The sequence below is a fragment of the Geodermatophilus sp. SYSU D00705 genome, assembly GCF_054050135.1.
Map to the genome: position 1 here is coordinate 1 of NZ_JBJGYT010000044.1, position 19,303 is coordinate 19,303.

Here is a 19,303-nt window from a genome sequence, read left to right on the forward strand (position 1 = left end):
CCGCCGCCGCCGCCTCCCCCCCGCCCCCGCCCCCCCCCCCCCCCCCCCCCCCCCCCCCCCCCCCCCCCCCCCCCCCCCCCCCCCCCCCCCCCCCCCCCCCCCCCCCCCCCCCCCCCCCCCCCCCCCCCGGGCCGGCGGCGTCCCCGGGGCCGCGGCGCTCCTCCGACCCGGGCGGCGACCGGCCCCGGCCGCTGTTTGGATGGGGACGACCCGTCGGGACCGACCCGGCACCCCCACCCCGAGGAGACCCCGTGGCCGAGCTGACCCGCCCCGACGTCGAGCCGCCGACCGGCCCGGCGCCCGACGACCTGGTGATGGAGGACCTCGTCGTCGGCGACGGTCCGGAGGCCAAGGCCGGCGACCTGGTGAGCGCCCACTACGTCGGTGTCACCCACGACGGGGGTGAGCAGTTCGACGCCTCCTGGGACCGCGGCGACCCCCTGGAGTTCCGGCTCGGCGTGGGCATGGTCATCCAGGGCTGGGACGAGGGCATCGCCGGCATGAAGGTGGGTGGTCGCCGCCGCCTCACCATCCCGCCGCACAAGGCCTACGGCGACCGCGGCGCGGGCGGCGTCATCAAGCCCGGCGCCACGCTGGTCTTCGTCGTCGACCTGGTCGGCGTCCGCTGAGCGCGGTCGCCCGGTGACCGGCGGCGTCACCGGGCGACCCGCCACGCATGGGCACCGGCCGCCCGGGGGACGGGCGCGCCCAGGTCCAGGCGCACCGGCCGGAATGACCGCGGGCGGTGCGCGGTTGACCGGCGACGTGCGCATCGAGGTGTGGTCCGACGTCGTCTGTCCGTGGTGCTACATCGGCAAGCGCCGGCTGGAGACCGCGCTCGAGCGGTTCCCCCACCGGGACCAGGTCGAGGTGGTCTGGCGCTCCTACCAGCTCGATCCCACCGCGCCCGAGGGGGAGACACACCCGACGCTGCCCGCGCTGGCGGCCAAGTACGGCCGCAGCGAGGAGGAGATGCGCGCCTCGATGCGGCACGTCGAGGAGACCGCCGCCGCCGAGGGCCTGCAGTACTCCCTGGCCGACGGCGTCAGCGGCAACACCCGGCTGGCCCACGAGCTGATCCACCTCGCCGCCGAGCACGGCCTGCAGGGGCAGATGAAGGAGCGCCTGCTGCACGCCCACTTCGAGGAGGCGCGGTCGGTGTTCGACGTCGACTCGCTCGTCCCGCTCGCCGTCGAGGTCGGCCTCGACGAGGCCGAGGTGCGGGCCGCCCTCGCCGACTCCCGCCACCGCCACGCCGTCGCCCAGGACGCGCGGACGGCGCAGGCCCTCGGCGCGACCGGTGTGCCGTTCTTCGTCGTCGACCGGAAGTACGGGGCGGCCGGCGCCCAGCCGGCGGAGCTGCTGCTGCAGGTGCTCGAGCGGGCCTGGGCCGACGCGCACCCGCTGGTGACGGTGCCCGCCGCCGACGGCTGCACCGACGACAGCTGCGCGGTCTAGTCCAGCAGCTCCGCCACCGCGCGCAACCGCTGCTCCGCCGCCTCGGCCAGCTCCCGGACGACGTCGGCCGCGGGCCGCTCGGCGGTGACCAGGCCGACCGACTCCCCGGCGTAGAGGGGTGCGGCGTCCAGGTCACCGGTCCGGCGGCCCTCGACCACGCGCGCGCAGTCCGGATGCCCGGGCAGGTCCGCCTCGCGGCCGTGCCAGGTGCGGCTGAACTCGTTGACCAGGGCGCGGCCGGGCCAGCGCTCCGGCCAGGCCAGCCCCTGCGCGACGTCGAAGGCCCGGGTGAGCACCGTGTCCTCGCCGCGGGCGGCGGTGACCCGGGCCCGCGCCGCCGGTGAGTTGAGCCCCTCCGGGCAGGCCAGCAGCGGCGTGCCGATCCAGACCCCCGCGGCGCCGGCGGCCAGGGCCGCGGCCATCCCGGCGCCGGTCGCGATGCCCCCGGCGGCCAGCACCGGCCGGTCGGTGAGTCCGAGCACCTCCTGCAGCAGCGGCAGCGCGGCGCGGTGACCGGTGTGCCCGCCGGCCTCGGTGCCCTGGGCGACCAGCACGTCGACGCCGGCCTCGGAGGCGCGGGCGACGTCGGCGACGGTGTTGACCTGGGTGGCCACGGCGATCCCGGCGTCGTGCAGCGGGCCGACCGCGGGTGCGGGGTCGCCGAAGGAGACCGAGACCAGCGCCGGTCGCGCTTCGATCGTCGCCTCGAGCAGCTCCGGTCGGGTCTCGAGCACCCACGCCATCAGCCCGATGCCGAACGGCAGGTCGTCGGCGGCCGGGATCGCGGCCTGCTCGGCGACGAACTCGGGGGTGGTCGCGTTGCCCACGCCGATCATCCCGAGACCGCCGCCGAGGGAGACGGCGCGGGCCAGCGCCCCGCCGGCCACACCGGCCATCGGGGCGCCGACGACCGGTGCGGCGAGGTCGAACCAGCGGGTGAGCGGCGTCCGGATCACGCCGCCCATACTGGCGTCTTCGTGCCCGGACGGCCCCCTCCAGGGCACCGCCCCGAGCTCGCGAGGGGTGGGTGGGAGGGGGTCCTTCGACTACTGGGTGGCGGGCCCGCCCTGCGCGGTGCCGGAGATCTTCCGGAGGAACTCGTGGCACCGCTTCGCACGTGCGGAGTCCTCCGCCATGACCTCGCGGAAGAAGCCCGCGATGTCGTCGAGCCCGGCGTTCTCCGCGTCGCGGACGTACTGGCCGTAGTCGTGCCCGGCCTTCAGCGAGTGGTACTGCACCGAGATCAGGTCGTACGTGACGTCCTCGAAGCCGGTCTCACCGGTGGCCATGGCAGCCTCCTCGTCTCGGAACCGTGTGGGGGCACTCTCGTTCCCTCCCTGCGCGCTCCGAAACGGACCGATCAGTCTCAGTCCGACGTCGCGCCGATCGCGCCGGCCGCGCCGCCGGTGACGTCCCCGCCGCCGGCGTCGTCGGCCGCCGTGCGCCCGGCGACGTTCTCCTGCTCGGCCATCTCCTCCTCGCCGCTGACGGCGGGGTCGTCCTCGCCCGAGGCGAGGTCCTCGCCCTCGCCGTAGGCGCCGGGGTCGGCCTGCAGGGTGCGCGGGTCGTTGAGCGGGTCGGGGACGTCGGGATCGGTGACGGTCATGGACCGGCCCTGCCCGCCGGGGGCACCCGCCAACCCCTGGCCGAATGCGTAACACATGTGTTACGCATGACCCGTGGAGGCGCTCGCGGCGCTCGCCGACCCCACCCGCAGGCAGCTGGTCGCCCTGCTCTCGCGGGGCGAGCTGGCGGCCGGTGAGCTGGCCGGTCGCTTCCCGGTGAGCCGGCCGGCGATCAGCCGGCACCTGCGGGTGCTGCGGGAGGCGGGGCTGGTCTCCAGCCGCGTCGAGGGCCGCCGGCGGCTCTACGCGCTCGACCCGCGCCCGTTGCGGGAGCTCGACGAGTGGCTGGAGCCCTACCGCGACCTGTGGGCCCAGCGGCTGGACGCACTGGACACCGAGATCGCCCGCGGCCGGCGGGCCAGGCAGGGCGGAGGCCCGACATGACCCAGCAGGACCTGCACGCCCGCCGTGGCGTCGTCAGCGCCGGTGCCGACGGCACGAAGCGGCTGGAGTTCCGCCGGACGTGGCCCGACCCGGTGGACGACGTCTGGTCGGCGCTCACCGAGCCCGACCGGCTGGCCCGGTGGATCGGGCGGTACGAGGGCGAGCGCGGTCCGGGCGGCACCGGCACCTTCACCATGACCCACGAGGAGGGCGACCACGCCGGCTCGGCCGTGCGGATCGTGGAGTGCGACCCGCCCCGGCGGCTGGTCGTCGAGTGGACCGCGGAGGAGCAGGGCTGGCGGGTCGAGCTGGACCTGACCTCCGACGGCGACGCCACCACGCTGGTGTTCACCCAGGCGCTCGCGCCCGGGATGGAGGCCGGGGACATCGCCGGGGGGTGGCACTGGTACCTCGACATGCTCGATGCGGAGGTCACCGGGGCGGCCGGGCCGGGAGAGTGGGAGCCCTTCTGGGCCCGGGTCGGGCCGCTCTACGGCCGCGGCGGGGCCGGCTGAGCGGCGTCCCCCGACCGGGTGGTGCCCCCGTGGCCAGGGCCTTCGGTCCCTTCGGGTAGACGTCTTATACGTAATCTGTCTCACGGTTACAGTCCGGACGTGCGCCGGTAGCCTTCGGCGCACGGTTTCCCGGCCGGCGCCCGTGGCGTACGGCGGGCCGGACCCCACTGAGCAGCACCCACGTCGGCGGCTCCCTGCCCCCGCGTACCCGACGGATGGAGACGTCTTGACTTCTGTGGCCACCCCCGGTCTCGACAACGCCCCCACCACCCACACCCGGCTGCTGGCCTGGGTGCGGGAGATGGCGGAGCTGACCACCCCCGACCAGGTCGTCTGGGTGGACGGGACCGACGAGGAGTGGGAGCGCCTCACCCAGAAGCTGGTCGACGCCGGCACCTTCACCCGGCTGGAGGCCAAGCCCAACTCCTTCTGGTGCGCCTCGGACCCCAGCGACGTGGCGCGAGTGGAGGACCGCACCTACATCTGCTCGGTCGACGAGGCCGACGCGGGGCCGACCAACAACTGGATGGCGCCCGACGAGATGAAGTCGGTCATGACCGAGCTGTACCGCGGGTGCATGCGTGGCCGGACGATGTACGTCATCCCGTTCTGCATGGGCCCGGTCGAGGCGGAGAACCCGATGTTCGGCGTCGAGCTCACCGACTCCGAGTACGTCGTCGTCTCCATGCGGGTCATGGCCCGCATCGGCAGCCGGATCCTCGAGGCCATGGGCGAGGACCGGTCCTTCGTGCCGGCGATGCACTCCCTGGGCGCCCCGCTGGAGCCGGGCCAGGCCGACGTGCCGTGGCCGTGCAGCTCGACCAAGTACATCGTGCAGTTCCCCGAGGAGCGGGCCATCTGGTCCTACGGCTCCGGGTACGGCGGCAACGCGCTGCTGGGCAAGAAGTGCTACTCGCTGCGGATCGCCTCGGTCATGGCCCGCGACGAGGGCTGGCTGGCCGAGCACATGCTGATCCTCAAGCTGACCAGCCCCGAGCAGAAGACGTACTACGTCGCCGCGGCCTTCCCCTCGGCCTGCGGCAAGACCAACCTGGCGATGCTCGAGCCGACCATCCCCGGCTGGACCGTCGAGACCCTCGGCGACGACATCGCCTGGATGCGCTTCGGCGCCGACGGCCGCCTCTACGCCGTCAACCCGGAGTACGGCCTGTTCGGCGTCGCCCCGGGCACGGGCTGGGACACCAACCCCAACGCCATGCGCACCATCGAGAAGGGCAACTCGGTCTTCACCAACGTCGCCCTGACCGACGACGGTGACGTCTGGTGGGAGGGCATGACCGACGAGGCCCCCGCCCACCTCACCGACTGGAAGGGCCGGGACTGGACGCCGGACAGCGACGAGCCCTCGTCGCACCCGAACTCGCGGTTCTGCACGCCGATCACGCAGTGCCCGATCCTGGCGCCGGAGTACGCCGACCCCCAGGGCGTGCCGATCTCGGCGATCCTCTTCGGCGGCCGCCGCAAGACGACGATCCCGCTGGTCACCGAGGCCCGCGACTGGAACCACGGCGTCTTCATGGGGGCCACGCTCTCCTCGGAGACCACCGCCGCGGCCACCGGCGCGGTCGGCGTCGTCCGCCGCGACCCGTTCGCGATGCTGCCGTTCATCGGCTACAACGCCGGCGACTACTTCCGGCACTGGGTCGAGACCGGCAAGGCCCACGACGCCGCCCAGCTGCCGAAGATCTTCTACGTCAACTGGTTCCGTCGCGACGCGGACGGCGGCTTCCTGTGGCCGGGCTTCGGTGAGAACAGCCGGGTCCTCAAGTGGGTCGTGGAGCGCCTCGAGGGCACCGCGGCCGCCGTCGAGACGCCGATCGGGCACGTCCCCACCGCGGACTCGCTGGACGTCTCCGGCCTGGACCTGAGCTACGAGCAGGTCCGGAAGGCCCTCGCCGTCGACAAGGACGAGTGGCGCGCGGAGATCCCGCAGATCACCGAGTGGTTCGAGAAGTTCGGCGACAAGCTGCCCAGCACGATGTGGGACGAGCTCGCCATCCTGGAGCACCGGCTCGCCTGAGCCGGCGCCGGCTGTCGAAGCCGGCTCGACGGGCCCCGCACCGGTCAACGGCGACCGGTGCGGGGCCCGTTCGTGTCCGCAGGCGGGCTGACCAGGCCCGATGCCGGCCGCCCGGCCACGGTCCGTCGGGTCGGTTAGCGTGACGACACCCCTCGACCGACCGCCACCTGAGACGACAGGTCCCGTGCCGAATCCCTACCTGCACGTGCTCCGCACGCCGCACGCGCTGCCGATGGTGCTGGCCGCGTTCGTCGGGCGGCTGCCGCTGTCGATGGTGGGTCTGGGCTCGGTCCTGCTGATCGCGTCGGAGACCGGCTCCTACGGTCTCGGCGGCGTCGTCGCCGCGACCGGGGCCGTCACCACCGCGATCTCCGGGCCGCTCATCGGCCGCTGGGCCGACACGCACGGGCAGCGGCGCACCCTGCTGCCGGTCGTCGCCCTCTTCGTCGCCGCCGGGTGCGTGTTCCTGCCGGCGGTCAAGCAGGGCTGGCCGCTGTGGACCGTCTTCGTCTCGGCCGGGGTCGCCGGCGCCTGCATCCCCCCGGTCTCCTCGATGATCCGGGTGCGCTGGACGCACCTGCTGCGCGGCACGCACCGGCTGCCGACCGCCCTGGCGATGGAGTCGGTGCTCGACGAGTTCGTCTTCATCGTCGGCCCGGTGCTGGTCACCTTCCTGTCCACCACCGGGCACTCCACCAGCGGCGTGGTCACCGCCTTCGCCCTCGCCGTCGTCGGCAGCCTGCTGTTCGCCGCGCAGGGTGCCACCGAGCCCCCGCCGCACGGGCACGCCGCGCGCACCGGGCCGGCCGCCATCCGTGCCGCCGGCATCCGGGTGCTGTTCGTGGTCGGCGCGGCGGTCGGCGCGATCCTCGGCACCCTGGAGATCGCCCTGGTCGCCTTCGCCGACGAGGTGGGCGCCAAGTCGCTGTCCGGCGTCCTGATCGCCGCCCTCGCCCTCGGGTCGATGGCCAGCGGCATCGGGTGGGGGGCGATCCACTGGCGCCAGCCGCTGCGGCTGCGGCTGGCCGTCGCCCTCGTGATGCTGACGGTGCTGAGCATCCCGCTGCTGCTCATCGAGGACATCTGGCTGATGATCCCGTTCGTGGTGGTCGCCGGGGTCGCCGTCTCACCGTCGCTGATCAGCTCGTTCACCCTCGCCGAGCTCCTCGTCCCCCGCTCGGCGACCACCGAGGCCTTCACCTGGATCGGCACCGCGCTGGCCGTCGGCGTCGCCGTCGGCACCTCGGTGGCCGGGAAGATCGTCGACGCCATCGGCGCCAACGCCGCCTTCCTCGTGGCGACGATCGCCGCCGCGATCGCCGCGGTCACCGTCGGCGCCACCCAGCGGGTGCTGCACGTGCCGGCCGAGCACGCCGCCGTTCCGGCCATGGCCCGATGATGGGCCGATGAGCAGCCGGCGCCCCGCGGGGGCACGCACCATCGACGAGGTCCTCTCCGACGTCCGCAGCGGTCTCGACCGGCTCGAGCCCGAGGAGGCCGCCGCCCGCATGGCCGCCGGGGCGCTGCTGGTCGACACCCGGCCGGCCGCGCAGCGGGAGGCCGACGGCGAGGTGCCGGGGGCGCTCGTCGTCGAGCGCAACGTGCTCGAGTGGCGCTTCGACCCGGCCAGCGACGCCAGGTTGCCCGAGGCCACCGGCTACGACGTGGAGGTCGTGGTCCTCTGCAACGAGGGCTACTCCTCCAGCCTGGCCGCGGCCTCGCTGCGCGCCCTCGGCCTCTCCCGCGCCACGGACGTCGTCGGCGGCTACCAGGCCTGGCGGGCGGCGGGACTGCCCACCACGAGGGACGACGCCGCCGCCGGATGACCCGCGCCCGACCCGCCGCCGGGGGTGGCCGCACCCTCGGCGTGCCGCCGGAGCGCCTGGGCCGCTGGCTGGACGGCGTCGCCGAGCGGCACGGCAGCTTCCTCGACGTGACGCAGGACGCCGACGGCGCCGTGCGGCTCACCTGCGCGGACACCACCACCCTCACCCTGCGGGCGCCGTTCGACTGGCGGCCGGGGCCGGCCCTGCTCAGCGCGTTCACGGCCGGCGTCCGGCAGCCGCACCGGGCCGCCGTCCTGCTGGTCCGCCGCGGGCGCTGGGCGGTCGGCGTCTTCGACGGCGCGGACCTGGTCGTGTCCAAGGTCGACGCCCGCCAGGTGCAGGGCCGCACCGCCGCCGGCGGGTGGAGCCAGCAGCGGTTCGCCCGCCGCCGGGGGCACCAGACCGACGCCGTGGTGACGGCGGCCGCGGACACCGCCGTCCGGGTGCTGCTGCCGCACGCCGGCGAGGTGGCCGCCCTGTTCCCCGGCGGCGACCGCGGGCTGGTCGACGCCGTCCTGGCCGACCCCCGGCTCCAGGCGTTGGCGGCGCTGCGCCGGGAGCCGGCGCTGGAGGTGGGGGAGCCGACCAAGGCGGTGCTGCTGGCGACGCCGGAGCAGTTCCGGGCGGTGCGGGTGCACATCGTGGAGCCCGGCGAGCACCCGTCGGCCTGACCGCGCGGTGACCGCAACCTCACGCTTCGGCATCGAGGCCGGGCGCGTACGGCGCGGGTGGTTGTGGACCACCACGTTTCCTGTTCCAGTGGGGCGTTCCACGGAAGGGGGCCCATGGACCTGCGCACGGACGCACGGGTCAGGACGCTGCTCAAGCTGGCCGCCACGATCGTCGCGGCAGGGGCCCTGGTCGCAGCACTCCTCTTCCCGTGGGTCGGTGGGCCCGCCGTGGCCGCACAGCGGTCGACCGGGTTGCTCGGCGACCTGCCCACCGAGCTGACCATCGACCCGCCGGCCGCCAACACCGTGCTGCTGGCCGCCAACGGTGAGCCGATCACCTACTTCTACGACGAGAACCGGGCCCCCGTCGCGCACGACCAGATCGCCGAGGTCATGAAGCAGGCGATGGTCGCGATCGAGGACGCCCGCTTCTACGACCACCACGGTCTCGACGTCCAGGGCACGCTGCGCGCGCTGGTCACCAACCTCGCCGCCGGCGGGGTGCAGGAGGGCGGGTCGACGCTCACCCAGCAGCTGGTCAAGCAGACGCTGCTGCAGACCGCGATCACGCCCGAGGAGCGCCAGGCGGCGACCGAGCAGACCGTGGGCCGCAAGCTGCGCGAGGCCCGGCTGGCGCTGGCGCTGGAGGACGCCTACTCCAAGGACGACATCCTCGCCCGCTACCTCAACATCGTGTACTTCGGGCAGAACGCCTACGGCGTGCAGCCGGCCGCCCGCGCCTTCTTCGGCATCGACGCCGCGGACCTCGACCTGCCGCAGGCGGCCCTCCTGGCCGGACTCGCGCAGAGCCCCACCGCCGACGACCCGTTCACCAACCCGGAGGCGGCGACCCAGCGGCGCAACGAGGTCCTCTCCCGCATGGCCGAGCAGGGCTACGTCACCGTCGAGCAGGCCACCGCGGCGCAGGCCGCACCGCTGGGCCTGGCGCCCGCCCCGGCCCCGCCGCGCGGCTGCGTCGAGGCCAGCGTGGGCCCCTTCGTCTGCGACTTCGTGCAGCGGTACCTGATCCAGGAGCTCGGCCTCACCCAGGCGGACCTGGAGAACAACGGCTACGTCATCCAGACCACCCTGGACGTCGAGCTGCAGCGGGCCGGTGACGCCGCCGTCCTGGAGACGCTGTCAATGGGCAACTCCCTGGCGGGCACGTTCACCGCCGTCGAGCCGGGCACCGGGCACCTGCTGGCGATGAGCGTCAACCGGGTGTTCGGCTACGACAAGGAGGACCCGGCCCAGGAGTCGTTCAACCTCAACGTCGCCCCGAGCAAGGGGTCGGGCTCGACCTACAAGGTGTTCACCGCCGCCGCGGCGCTGGCCCGCGGGTACTCCAGCTACTACACGCTGACCACGGGCGATCCCTACGTCTCCCGCGTCTACCGGGACGGCGCCCGCCGTTACGACGTCGAGAACGCCGGCACGTACCGCTCCACGCTGGACCTCACGACCGCGCTCTACCAGTCGTCCAACACCTACTTCCTCGCCCTCGAGGACGCCCTCGGCAGCGTCGAGGAGCCGGTGCGGATGGCCGAGCGGATGGGGCTGTTCCAGTTCAGCGACCCCGCGCTGCCGCAGCAGGTCATCGACGAGAACCGCGGGTCGTTCACCTTCGGCGCCGAGGCCACCAGCCCGCTCGGCCTGGCCAGCGCGTACTCGACCCTCGCGGCCAGCGGCACCCAGTGCGACGTCGTCCCGGTGACCGCCGTCCTCGACCAGCACGGGGACCCCGCCACCCACGCCGACGGCGAGCCGATCGAGGTGGGCGACCGGTGCACCCCCGAGGCGATCCCGCCGGGGGTGGCCAACACCCTCAACCACATGCTGGTCAAGGACGTCGCGCCCGGGAACCCCGGCCAGACCGGGGCCCGCGCCCACGTCCCCGGCCACCAGATCGCCGGCAAGACCGGTACCTCGCAGGACAACGACTCCATCGCCTTCGTCGGATACACCCCCGACATCGCCGCGAGCGTGATGGTGTTCAACCCCAAGCGGAAGCAGAACGTCGGCGGGTTCGGCGGTGGCAAGGCGGCCACCGTGTGGCACGACGCCATGGCACCGATCCTGGAGGCCCGGGGCAGCGGCGAGTTCTCGCCGCCCGACGAGGTGGTGCAGAACGGCAACACGCGTGCGGTCCCCGGGTGCGGATCGGTGCGGGCCTGCCAGGCGGCGCTGTCGGACGCCGGGTTCGAGCACACCACCGTGCGGGTCGACAGTGCCCGCCCGGCCGGGGTCCTGCTGGGCACCAGCCCGCCGCGCGGCGGCCGTGCCGTCCCGGGCCAGGTCGTGTCGATCCTGGTGAGCAACGGCGCGGACTACGTCGAGCCGCGCCCCGCACCGCCACCGCCACCGCCACCGGCGCCCGAGCGCCCGGCGCCGGGCACGCCGGCGCCGCCGCCCGAGGAGCCGGCACCGCCCGCGGAGCCCCCGGCGGAACCCCCGGCGGAGCCCGCGGAGCCCCCGGCCGATCCGGCCCCCCAGCCGGCCGAGCCCGCACCCCCGGCACCCGAGGAGCCGGCGCCGGCCTGACCGGACCGGACGCGCTCGTCGAGGGCCTGGGTCAGCAGCCACCCCCCGATCAGCACCAGGTGCAGCAGGAACAGCCAGAGGCTGATCGCCACCACCGCCCCGACGACCGTGAGGCCGCCGAACGGTGCCCCCAGGGCCAGCGGCAGGGACAGGAAGAGCACGAAGCCCTGCAGGAAGCCCGACAGGCAGGCGGCGGTGAACAGCGCGCCGGACAGCAGGGCCGGCCACCGCAGCCGGCCGGCCGCGACGACGCCGAAGCCCCACAGCAGCGGGACGGTGAGCGCGAACAGCACCGAGTAGTAGCCGACGGCGATGCTGCCCAGCCGGTGCCCGCGCTCGGTGAAGTCGGCCATCGCGGCGGCGGCCTGCAGCAGCGGGTACAGCAGCAGCGGGGTGGCCGCCGCCAGCGGCAGGCCGAGCAGCCGCCCGCGCCAGCCGGTCAGCGTGTCCTGCCTGGGGGTGAACCGCAGCAGCGCCCGCCGCAGCCCCTCGCCGTAGAGCGACAGCGGCAGCAGGGCCAGGACGACGTCGAGCACGCCCATGCCCACGCCCGCCCGGGCCAGCGCCCGCAGCGCCTCCGGGGCGCCCAGCTGCGGCGGCAGGAGGTCCCCGAGCCGGTCGCTGAGCTCGCGGACGGTCTCCGGTGAGCTCAGCAGCGCGGTGAGCCGGAACGCCACCAGCAGCAGCGGCACCACCGCGACGCCGGCGTAGAAGGTCAGCCCCGCGGCGATCAGCGCGAGGTCCCGGCCGCGCAGCCGCTGCCCCGCGGCCCGGAGCAGGGCACGGGTCTCCCGGCGCAGGTCCACCGGCCCATGCCACCAGGTCCGGGCGCTTTCCGCCGCGTCAGTGGTGCACGCCACGCGTTCGGCCTGCGATCCGTTGACTTACGTCTGTCACGAGCATTAGTGTGCGCGTCACGTTCCGAAGGGGAGGCGCAACGATGCGACTCGGGTACCACAGCATCACCTGGGGCGGGGTCATCGGCGCCCCGCAAGGCGTCACGAGCATCAAGGACCTCTACTACCTGTCCAACGGCTCCATTGAGACCGCCGTCCATGACATCTCGTCGGTCGGCTACGAGGGCGTCGAGGTCTTCGACGGGAACCTGCTCCCCTACGCGGACCGCCCGGAGGTCCTGACCGAGCTGCTCGGGTCCACCGGGGTGGAGCTGGTCAGCGTCTACACCGGCGCCAACTTCGTCTACGCCGACGTCCTGCCCGACGAGATGCACCGCATCCGCTCGGCCTGCGAGCTGGCCCGCACGTTCGGCGCCTCCCGCCTCGTCGTCGGTGGCGGAGCCCGGCGCGCCGCGGGCACGACGGATGAGGACTACCGCCGCCTCGCGAAGGGGCTGGACTCGGTGGTCGACCTCGCTGCCGAGCACGGCCTGGAGGCGAGCTACCACCCGCACCTGGGCACCATCGTCGAGAGCCCGGCCGAGCTGGACCGGCTGATGGAGCAGACCCGGATCGGCTTCTGCCCCGACACCGCGCACCTCGCCGCGGGGGGTGGGGACCCCGCCGCGCAGATCCGGCAGTACGCCGACCGCCTGCGGCACGTGCACCTCAAGGACCTCGACCGGGCGACGTTGCAGTTCCTGCCGCTGGGCCACGGCGACCTCGACTTCCCCGACATCGTCCGTGCCGTGCGCGAGGCCGACTACGACAGCTGGCTCGTGGTCGAGCTGGACGCCTACGACGGCCACCCCCGCGAGGCGGCCGAGTCCAGCCTCGCCTACCTGAACGCGCTCCTCGACGACCTCCGCGCCTGACCGGTCCGACCGTCGCCGAAGCGCCGTGCCCATCCCGCACGGCCGGCACCCGCACCGCCCTCCGCACCACTCCCCGCTCGTCCCCCTGGAGAGAGACATGAGACGACGTCGTCCCATCCGGCGCCCGGGCGCCGTTCTGTTCACCACCCTCGCGGCCGTCGTCCTGACCGCCTGCTCGTCGGCGTCCGAGGGAGCCTCGTCCCCCGCGGGGGACGTCGACCAGGAGGCAGTGGACCGCGCCAACGCGGCCCTGGAGGAGGTCACCGGGCAGGTCCTGAGCACCGGGCCCAACGGCGAACAGCCCGAGCCCGCCGAGAACGTCCAGCTCACCGACGAGCAGGTGGCCCAGGTCCAGGCGCTCGGCGCCACCGCGGCGATCGTCATGCACTACAGCGGTGACGACTGGTCAGTGGCCCAGATCGACGGCCTGCGCTCGGAGTTCGAGCGGCTGGGCATCGAGGTCATCGCCAGCACCGACGCGGACTTCGACCCGGCCCAGCAGGTCTCCGACATCGAGACCGTCATGGCCCAGCAGCCCGACGTCCTCGTCTCGCTGCCCACCGACCCGGTGGCCACCGCCGGCGCGTACCGGGCGGCGACGCAGGCCGGCGCGAAGCTCGTCTTCATGGACAACGTGCCGGAGGGCTTCGTCGCCGGGCAGGACTACGTGTCCGCGGTGTCGGCGGACAACTTCGGCAACGGCGTGATCTCCGCCCACCTCATGGCGCGCTCGCTCGGCGGCTCCGGGAAGATCGGGCTGATCTACCACGAGGCCGACTTCTTCGTGACCCAGCAGCGTTACGACGGCTTCAAGCAGACGATCGAGAAGGAGTACCCCGACATCGAGATCGTCGCGGAGCAGGGGATCGCCGGTCCCGACTTCGCCGGTGACGCCCAGGCCGTCTCCAACGCCATGCTGAGCCAGAACGCCGACCTGGACGGCATCTGGGCCGTCTGGGACGTCCCGGCCGAGGGTGTCCTCGCCGCGGCGCGTGCCGCCGGGCGCACCGACCTCAAGGTGGCCACCGAGGACCTCGGGCTCAACGTCGGCATCGCCCTCGCCCGTGACCAACTGGTCGTGGGCCTGGGTGCGCAGCGCCCGTACGACCAGGGCGTCACCGAGGCGCGGCTGGCCGCGCTGTCCCTGCTGGGTCAGCCGACCCCGGCGTACGTCGCCCTCCCGGCGCTCCCGGTCGACCACGACAACGTGCTCGAGGCGTGGGAGCAGGTCTACCACCAGGAGCCGCCGGCAGACCTGACCGAATCCTTCAAGGACTGAGCTCTCGTCATGACCCACGTGGGGGAGACCGCGGCGGCACGGCCGGAGGGCCGGGCCGCCGCGGTGCGGATGCGCGGGATCTCCAAGTCCTTCGACGGCGTGCGGGTGCTGGCCGACGTCGACTTCGAGGTCCTCCGCGGTGAGGTGCACGCCCTCGCCGGGGGCAACGGCGCGGGGAAGTCGACGCTCATGAAGATCCTCCAGGGGGTCTACAGCCTCGACGCCGGCGAGATCGAGATCGACGGCCGGCCCGTGCGCCTGTCGTCCATCCACGACGCCCGGACCGCCGGCATCGGGATGGTCTTCCAGGAGTTCAGCCTCGTCCCGACGCTGACGGTCGCGCAGAACATCTCGCTCGGGGTGGAGCCGCTCGGCCGCGGCGGCCTCATCCGGGACCGGGAGGCCGTGCGCCGCGCCCGTGAGGTCTTCGCGGAGATGGAGGTGGACGTCGACCCGCGGGCCGTCGTGGGGGACCTCGGGACGGCCTACTGGCAGTTGACCGAGATCGCCAAGGCGCTGTCCCAGGACGCCCGCGTCCTGATCATGGACGAGCCGACGGCCAGCCTCGCCAAGCACGAGGCCGACGTCCTGTTCGAGCTGGTCGGCCGGCTCACCGAGCGCGGGATCTCGGTCATCTACATCTCGCACCGGATGGACGAGGTGTACCGGATCGCCGACCGGATCACCATCCTGCGCGACGGCCGGCGGCTGTTCACGCAGGCCCTCTCCGACGTCACCCCGGAAGAGATCGTCGAGGGGATCGTCGGCCAGGAGATCGAGGGGCAGCTCGCCTACCAGGAGCGGCCGGTCGCCGGCGGCGCCACCCGGGAGCCGCTCCTGGAGCTGCGCGGCGTGAGCGCCGGACCGCGTGTCCGTGACGTGTCCTTCACCGTCGGGCGCGGCGAGATCGTCGGCCTGGCCGGGCTGATGGGCAGCGGGCGCACCGAACTGGCCCGCGTGCTGTTCGGGATCGACACGCTGCAGAGCGGGGAGATCGTGCTGCAGGGCCGGCAGCTGCGCCTCTCCGGGCCGCCGGACGCGATCGCCGCGGGCATCGCGCTCATCCCCGAGGACCGGCGGGCGCAGGGGCTCGTGCTCGAGCACTCGGTGCGGGAAAACCTCACGCTGCCGCTGCTGGACCGGATGCGCCGCGGCCCGCTGGTCGACGACCGCAAGGGCCGGTCGCTGGCCCGCGGGCTCATCGAGCGGTTCGCGGTGAAGGTCGCGAACCCGGACCGTCCGGTGCGGCTGCTCTCGGGCGGCAACCAGCAGAAGGTCGTCATCGCCAAGTGGCTGGGCACCGAACCCGCCGTCCTGGTGATGGACGAGCCCACCGCCGGCGTCGACATCGGCACCAAGAACGAGATCCTGCAGACCATCCGGGACCTCGCCGACCAGGGGATGGCCGTCCTCGTCATCTCCTCGGAGTACCCCGAGCTGCTGGCCGTCAGCGACCGGGTCGTCGTGCTCCGAGAGGGCGCCGTCCACCGCGTCCTGGACAGAGCCGACATCCCGGACGAGAACAACCTCCAACTCGCAGTCCAAGGAGCCTGAGCCATGTCCACGACCACCGGTTCGGCGACCCAGACGCCGGCGGCAGCCTCGGGCTCGCGCTCCCTCCTGGCGAGGCTCGACTGGCGCCGCTACATCATCTACATCGGGTTCGTCGTCGTCTTCATCGCCTTCGCCGTCACGCTGGGCGACCAGGGCTTCCTGTCGACGAACAACCTGCTCAACATCTTCCGGCAGGCCGCGACCATCTCGATCATCGCCGTCGGCATGACGTTCGTGATCGCCTGTGCGGAGATCGACCTGAGCGTCGGCTCCGTCGCGGGTCTGGCCAGCGTGGCCACCGCGATGGGCATCGCGACGTGGGGGCTGGTCCCCGGGATCCTGGCCGGACTCGCCGTCGGGGTCGTCATCGGCGCCATCAACGGCGGTCTGGTGGCTTTCCTCAACATCCCGTCGTTCCTCGTGACCCTCGGCATGCTCGGCATCGCGGCCGGAGTCGCCCAGTGGATCACCGACTCCGCGCCGCAGCCGATCCTCGACCAGACCTACAACCTGGTCTTCGGTGGCGGGAACTTCGGGCCGATCCCGGGCCTGCTGGTGTGGATGGCGCTCTTCGTGACCATCGGCGCGGTCGTCCTGGCCAAGACCCGGTTCGGGCGGCAGGTGCTCGCCACCGGCGGCAACCGCACCGCTGCCGAGTTCAGCGGCGTCCGGACCCGCCGGATCAAGTTCCAGGTCATGCTGCTGGCGTCCGTCGTCGCTGCCATCGCCGGCATGCTCTACGCGGGCCGTCTGGAGTCCGGGCGGTTCCAGTGGGGGGCCGGGGACGAGCTGTCGGCGATCGCCGCGGTGATCCTCGGTGGCACCAGCCTGTTCGGTGGAGCGGGTTCGGTGGTCGGCACGCTGTTCGGCTCGCTCATGATCAGCCTGATCAACAACGGCCTGATCCTCGCCGGGTTGGAGAGCAGCCAGCAGCAGGTCGTCCGCGGGGCGATCATCATCCTCGCCGTCGCCCTGGCGCGGCGGAAGTGAGCGCTCCTCTCCGCTTCGGGATCGTCGGCACGGGCTTCATGGCGCGGGTTCACGCCCACGCCGTCCGGGCCATGGGCGGGGTGGTGTCCGCCGTGGCCGGCAGCTCGGCCGCGCGGGCGGAAGAGGCTGCGCCGCTGCTGCACGCCGAGCGCGCCGCGGCCTCCGTCGACGAGCTGATCGGGTCGGCGGATGTGGACGTCGTCAGCGTCTGCACCCCCAACCACCTGCACCTGCCCATGGCGGAGCAGGCGCTCGCTGCCGGCCGGCACGTGGTCTGCGAGAAGCCCCTGGCGGTGACGACGGACGACGCCGAGCGGCTGGCCGAGCTGGCCGCCGGCGCCGCGCGGGTGCACGCGGTGCCCTTCGTCTACCGCTACTACCCGACGGTGCGCGAGGCGCGGGAACGGATCGCGCGGGGCGACGCCGGGCGGCTGTGGCTGCTGCACGGCTCGTACCTGCAGGACTGGCTGGCTGCGCCGGAGGCGACCAACTGGCGGGTCGACCCGGCCTTGGGCGGGGTGTCCCGAGCCTTCGCCGACATCGGCGTGCACTGGTGCGACCTGATGGAGTTCGTCACCGGGCACCGGATCGTCGCGCTGACCGCGACCACCGCCCGGGCGCACGAGTCCCGCGGGGAGGCCGGCGAGCCGGTGACCACCGAGGACGGCGCCTGCGTGGTGTTCCGCACCGACCACGGGGCGACCGGGTCGATGCTGGTCAGCCAGGCCTCGCCCGGGCGCAAGAACGGGTTGACCTTCACCTTCGACGGCACCGAGGCGTCGTACACCTTCGACCAGGAGCGCCCCGAGACGCTGGTCATCGGCGGCGTCGACGAGGACCGAGTCCTGCAGCGCGACCCGGCGCTCCTGTCATCAGGCGCGGCTCGGTACGCCGTCCTGCCAGGGGGGCATCCCCAGGGTTACCAGGACTGCTTCAACGCCTTCTACGCCGACCTGGCGGCGGCGGTGGCAGGAGGGGAGGTCGCAGGACTGCCCTCCTTCGACGACGGGCTCCGGGCGGCCCGCCTGACCGCGGCGGTGGTGGAGTCGGCGGCGGCGGGCACCTGGGTCGAGGTCGGGGCCTGAGCGTCGGTGCGTCCCCGGGGACCGGTCGTCGTCGCGACCACCGGTCCCCGGGAGGCGCGGTCTCACGCGGCGGGCTCGTCGGCGAGCTCCGGGAAGCCCGCCGGGGAGCCGGCCGGCAGCCAGCGGCCGAGCCGCTGGCGGCTGAACAGCTCGTCGAGGACCATGTGCGCCGCACCGGGCAGGGCCGGGTCCGGTGTCAGGGTCGAGCGGCTGATCCGCAGGTCTCGCGTGGCCAGCGGCAGCGAGCGCTGGTAGACGGCCTGGCGGACGCCGGCGAGGATCGCGTCCCCGGCCAGCGCCACCCCGCCCCCCAGCAGCACCAGGGACGGGTTGAAGAAGTTCACCAGGGTCGCCACCGTGTCGCCCACCAGCTGTCCGGAGCGGCCGAGCAGCTCGACGGCGAGCGCGTCCCCGTGCTGAGCGGCCGTGGCGACGTCGGCCGCGGTGATCTGGCCTGTCGCGGTGAGCACCTGCAGGAGGCGGGGACTCCGTCCTTCCTCGGCCGCCGTCGTCGCGTCCCGGCTGAGGGCTGCGCCGCCGGCGAGTGCCTCCAGGCAGCCGACGTTGCCGCAGCGGCACACGACTCCGCTGGCCACGTCGACGCTGGCGTGCCCGATGTCGCCGGCGGCCCCGTTGGCGCCGCGGTGCAGGTGACCGTCGGAGATGAGGCCGGCGCCGATGCCGGTGCCGATCTTGACGTACACCACGTTGCGGTGGTCCTGGGCCGCGCCCATCCGCAACTCGCCCAGCGCCATGAGGTTCACGTCGTTGTCGACCCACACGGGCACGTCGAACCGCTCGGCCAGCCGGGCCCGGACCTCGTAGCCGTCCCACCCCGGCATGATCGGAGGGCTGATGGGGGTACCGGTCGCGAACTCGACCGGTCCTGGCAGCCCGACGCCGATGCCGTACACGGGTGCGTCGGGGACGGACTCGTCGGCGAGCAGGTCGGCGAAGAGCTCGGCGACCCGGTTCAGGGTCGCGTCCGGCCCGGCGGCGATGGACCCCGGCTCCTGGACGGACGCCAGTACCCGGCCGGTGAGGTCGGTGACGCCGGCGGCGACGTGCGTGGCGCCCAGCGGGGCGACGAGGACCAGCCCGGCGGTGGCCCGGACGGCGAGTTCGCGGGGTGGGCGGCCGCCGGTCGAGCGTCCCAGCTCGCTCTCCTCCAACAGGCCACTGTCGAGCAGTTGCGTGACGCGCTGGGTGACCGCTCCCCGGCCCAGCCCCGAGACCCGGGCCAGCTCCGGTCGCGAACGAGCCCGTCCGCAGCGCACCAGGTCGAGCACCGTGACCAGCCCGTCGAGCTGGTCGGTGCTCACGGGGGCGCGGGTGGCGACCCCGGATGCCGTGCTCACCTCCACCCCTCCTTCGACAGTTCAGCACTTGACTTCTGCATGAGCGAAGCACAACATACCGGTATCCCGGACAAAAGCCGAGGGGGAAAGCTGCTGGGCCAGTGGAGGTTCCGCCCCTGGATTGTGGCCCAGGCGGCCGTGTCCGTCGCCCATGCCGGAGCCCCCGCGGAGCCCCGCTCCCCGTCAGATGCGGGCAGCGAGCCGG

The 19,303-nt window shown here is 73.7% G+C and carries 18 protein-coding genes and 1 pseudogene; 14 read left to right on the plus strand and 5 right to left on the minus strand.

The window, feature by feature from the left end:
- Positions 1-251 precede the first annotated feature (251 nt).
- Both ACI78Q_RS21635 and ACI78Q_RS21640 read left to right on the plus strand, forming a co-directional pair.
- Positions 252-629: an FKBP-type peptidyl-prolyl cis-trans isomerase gene (locus ACI78Q_RS21635; protein ID WP_456925522.1), complete on the plus strand. Its 378-nt coding sequence runs from the start codon at positions 252-254 to the stop codon at positions 627-629.
- A gap of 124 nt (positions 630-753) precedes the next feature.
- Entirely contained in the window at positions 754-1,458 is a 705-nt protein-coding gene (locus ACI78Q_RS21640; RefSeq protein ID WP_456925523.1) for a DsbA family oxidoreductase, read from the plus strand.
- Here the strand turns inward: ACI78Q_RS21640 and ACI78Q_RS21645 are convergent.
- The 3 genes from ACI78Q_RS21645 to ACI78Q_RS21655 form a co-directional block, all read right to left on the minus strand.
- The gene (locus ACI78Q_RS21645) at positions 1,455-2,414 is read right to left on the minus strand and encodes an NAD(P)H-dependent flavin oxidoreductase (RefSeq protein ID WP_456925524.1); all 960 of its coding nucleotides are present in this window, start codon (positions 2,412-2,414) and stop codon (positions 1,455-1,457) included. The two genes, ACI78Q_RS21640 and ACI78Q_RS21645, sit on opposite strands and share 4 nt — an antisense overlap.
- Before the next feature lie 90 nt (positions 2,415-2,504).
- Positions 2,505-2,747 (minus strand): acyl carrier protein, encoded by a 243-nt coding sequence (locus tag ACI78Q_RS21650; RefSeq protein ID WP_456925525.1) that lies wholly within the window; start codon positions 2,745-2,747, stop codon positions 2,505-2,507.
- A gap of 77 nt (positions 2,748-2,824) precedes the next feature.
- On the minus strand, positions 2,825-3,064 hold the full coding sequence (locus ACI78Q_RS21655) for a hypothetical protein (RefSeq protein ID WP_456925526.1): 240 nt from the start codon (positions 3,062-3,064) through the stop codon (positions 2,825-2,827).
- 73 nt (positions 3,065-3,137) lie between these two features.
- Between ACI78Q_RS21655 and ACI78Q_RS21660 the strand changes: the two genes are divergently transcribed.
- The 7 genes from ACI78Q_RS21660 to ACI78Q_RS21690 all read left to right on the plus strand — a co-directional run bounded on the left by ACI78Q_RS21660 (position 3,138) and on the right by ACI78Q_RS21690 (position 11,061).
- A complete protein-coding gene (locus ACI78Q_RS21660; protein WP_456925527.1) occupies positions 3,138-3,467 on the plus strand; it encodes an ArsR/SmtB family transcription factor in 330 nt (109 codons plus the stop codon).
- Positions 3,464-3,982, plus strand: coding sequence for an SRPBCC family protein (locus ACI78Q_RS21665; protein ID WP_456925528.1), 519 nt, complete (start codon positions 3,464-3,466; stop codon positions 3,980-3,982). The genes ACI78Q_RS21660 and ACI78Q_RS21665 overlap by 4 nt, the downstream gene beginning before the upstream one ends.
- Positions 3,983-4,217: 235 nt before the next feature.
- Positions 4,218-6,023, plus strand: coding sequence for a phosphoenolpyruvate carboxykinase (GTP) (locus ACI78Q_RS21670; RefSeq protein ID WP_456925552.1), 1,806 nt, complete (start codon positions 4,218-4,220; stop codon positions 6,021-6,023).
- A 184-nt stretch (positions 6,024-6,207) separates the two neighbouring features.
- Positions 6,208-7,422 carry an MFS transporter gene (locus ACI78Q_RS21675; RefSeq protein WP_456925529.1) on the plus strand — a complete coding sequence of 405 codons (1,215 nt, stop codon included), beginning with the start codon at positions 6,208-6,210 and terminating at the stop codon, positions 7,420-7,422.
- 7 nt (positions 7,423-7,429) lie between these two features.
- Positions 7,430-7,849 (plus strand): rhodanese-like domain-containing protein, encoded by a 420-nt coding sequence (locus tag ACI78Q_RS21680; protein WP_456925530.1) that lies wholly within the window; start codon positions 7,430-7,432, stop codon positions 7,847-7,849.
- Positions 7,846-8,520: an acVLRF1 family peptidyl-tRNA hydrolase gene (locus ACI78Q_RS21685; protein ID WP_456925531.1), complete on the plus strand. Its 675-nt coding sequence runs from the start codon at positions 7,846-7,848 to the stop codon at positions 8,518-8,520. The genes ACI78Q_RS21680 and ACI78Q_RS21685 overlap by 4 nt, the downstream gene beginning before the upstream one ends.
- Positions 8,521-8,634: 114 nt before the next feature.
- Positions 8,635-11,061: a transglycosylase domain-containing protein gene (locus ACI78Q_RS21690; RefSeq protein WP_456925532.1), complete on the plus strand. Its 2,427-nt coding sequence runs from the start codon at positions 8,635-8,637 to the stop codon at positions 11,059-11,061.
- 23 nt (positions 11,062-11,084) lie between these two features.
- On the opposite strand, the pseudogene ACI78Q_RS21695 reads toward ACI78Q_RS21690, so the two are convergent.
- Positions 11,085-11,921: pseudogene (locus tag ACI78Q_RS21695) on the minus strand (YhjD/YihY/BrkB family envelope integrity protein); the annotation flags it as partial.
- Between the two features lie 80 nt (positions 11,922-12,001).
- Between ACI78Q_RS21695 and ACI78Q_RS21700 the strand changes: the two are divergent.
- From ACI78Q_RS21700 to ACI78Q_RS21720, 5 genes are all read left to right on the plus strand, one after another.
- Complete coding sequence (locus ACI78Q_RS21700; RefSeq protein ID WP_456925533.1) at positions 12,002-12,832, plus strand: sugar phosphate isomerase/epimerase family protein; 831 nt, start codon at positions 12,002-12,004, stop codon at positions 12,830-12,832.
- 97 nt (positions 12,833-12,929) lie between these two features.
- On the plus strand, positions 12,930-14,111 hold the full coding sequence (locus ACI78Q_RS21705) for a substrate-binding domain-containing protein (RefSeq protein WP_456925534.1): 1,182 nt from the start codon (positions 12,930-12,932) through the stop codon (positions 14,109-14,111).
- 9 nt (positions 14,112-14,120) lie between these two features.
- Positions 14,121-15,665, plus strand: coding sequence for a sugar ABC transporter ATP-binding protein (locus tag ACI78Q_RS21710; RefSeq protein ID WP_456925535.1), 1,545 nt, complete (start codon positions 14,121-14,123; stop codon positions 15,663-15,665).
- A 3-nt stretch (positions 15,666-15,668) separates the two neighbouring features.
- Positions 15,669-16,655 (plus strand): ABC transporter permease, encoded by a 987-nt coding sequence (locus tag ACI78Q_RS21715; protein ID WP_456925536.1) that lies wholly within the window; start codon positions 15,669-15,671, stop codon positions 16,653-16,655.
- Entirely contained in the window at positions 16,652-17,740 is a 1,089-nt protein-coding gene (locus ACI78Q_RS21720; RefSeq protein WP_456925537.1) for a Gfo/Idh/MocA family protein, read from the plus strand. The genes ACI78Q_RS21715 and ACI78Q_RS21720 overlap by 4 nt, the downstream gene beginning before the upstream one ends.
- Positions 17,741-17,802: 62 nt before the next feature.
- On the opposite strand, the gene ACI78Q_RS21725 is transcribed toward ACI78Q_RS21720, so the two are convergent.
- The gene (locus ACI78Q_RS21725) at positions 17,803-19,098 is read right to left on the minus strand and encodes an ROK family protein (RefSeq protein WP_456925538.1); all 1,296 of its coding nucleotides are present in this window, start codon (positions 19,096-19,098) and stop codon (positions 17,803-17,805) included.
- Positions 19,099-19,303 lie beyond the last annotated feature (205 nt).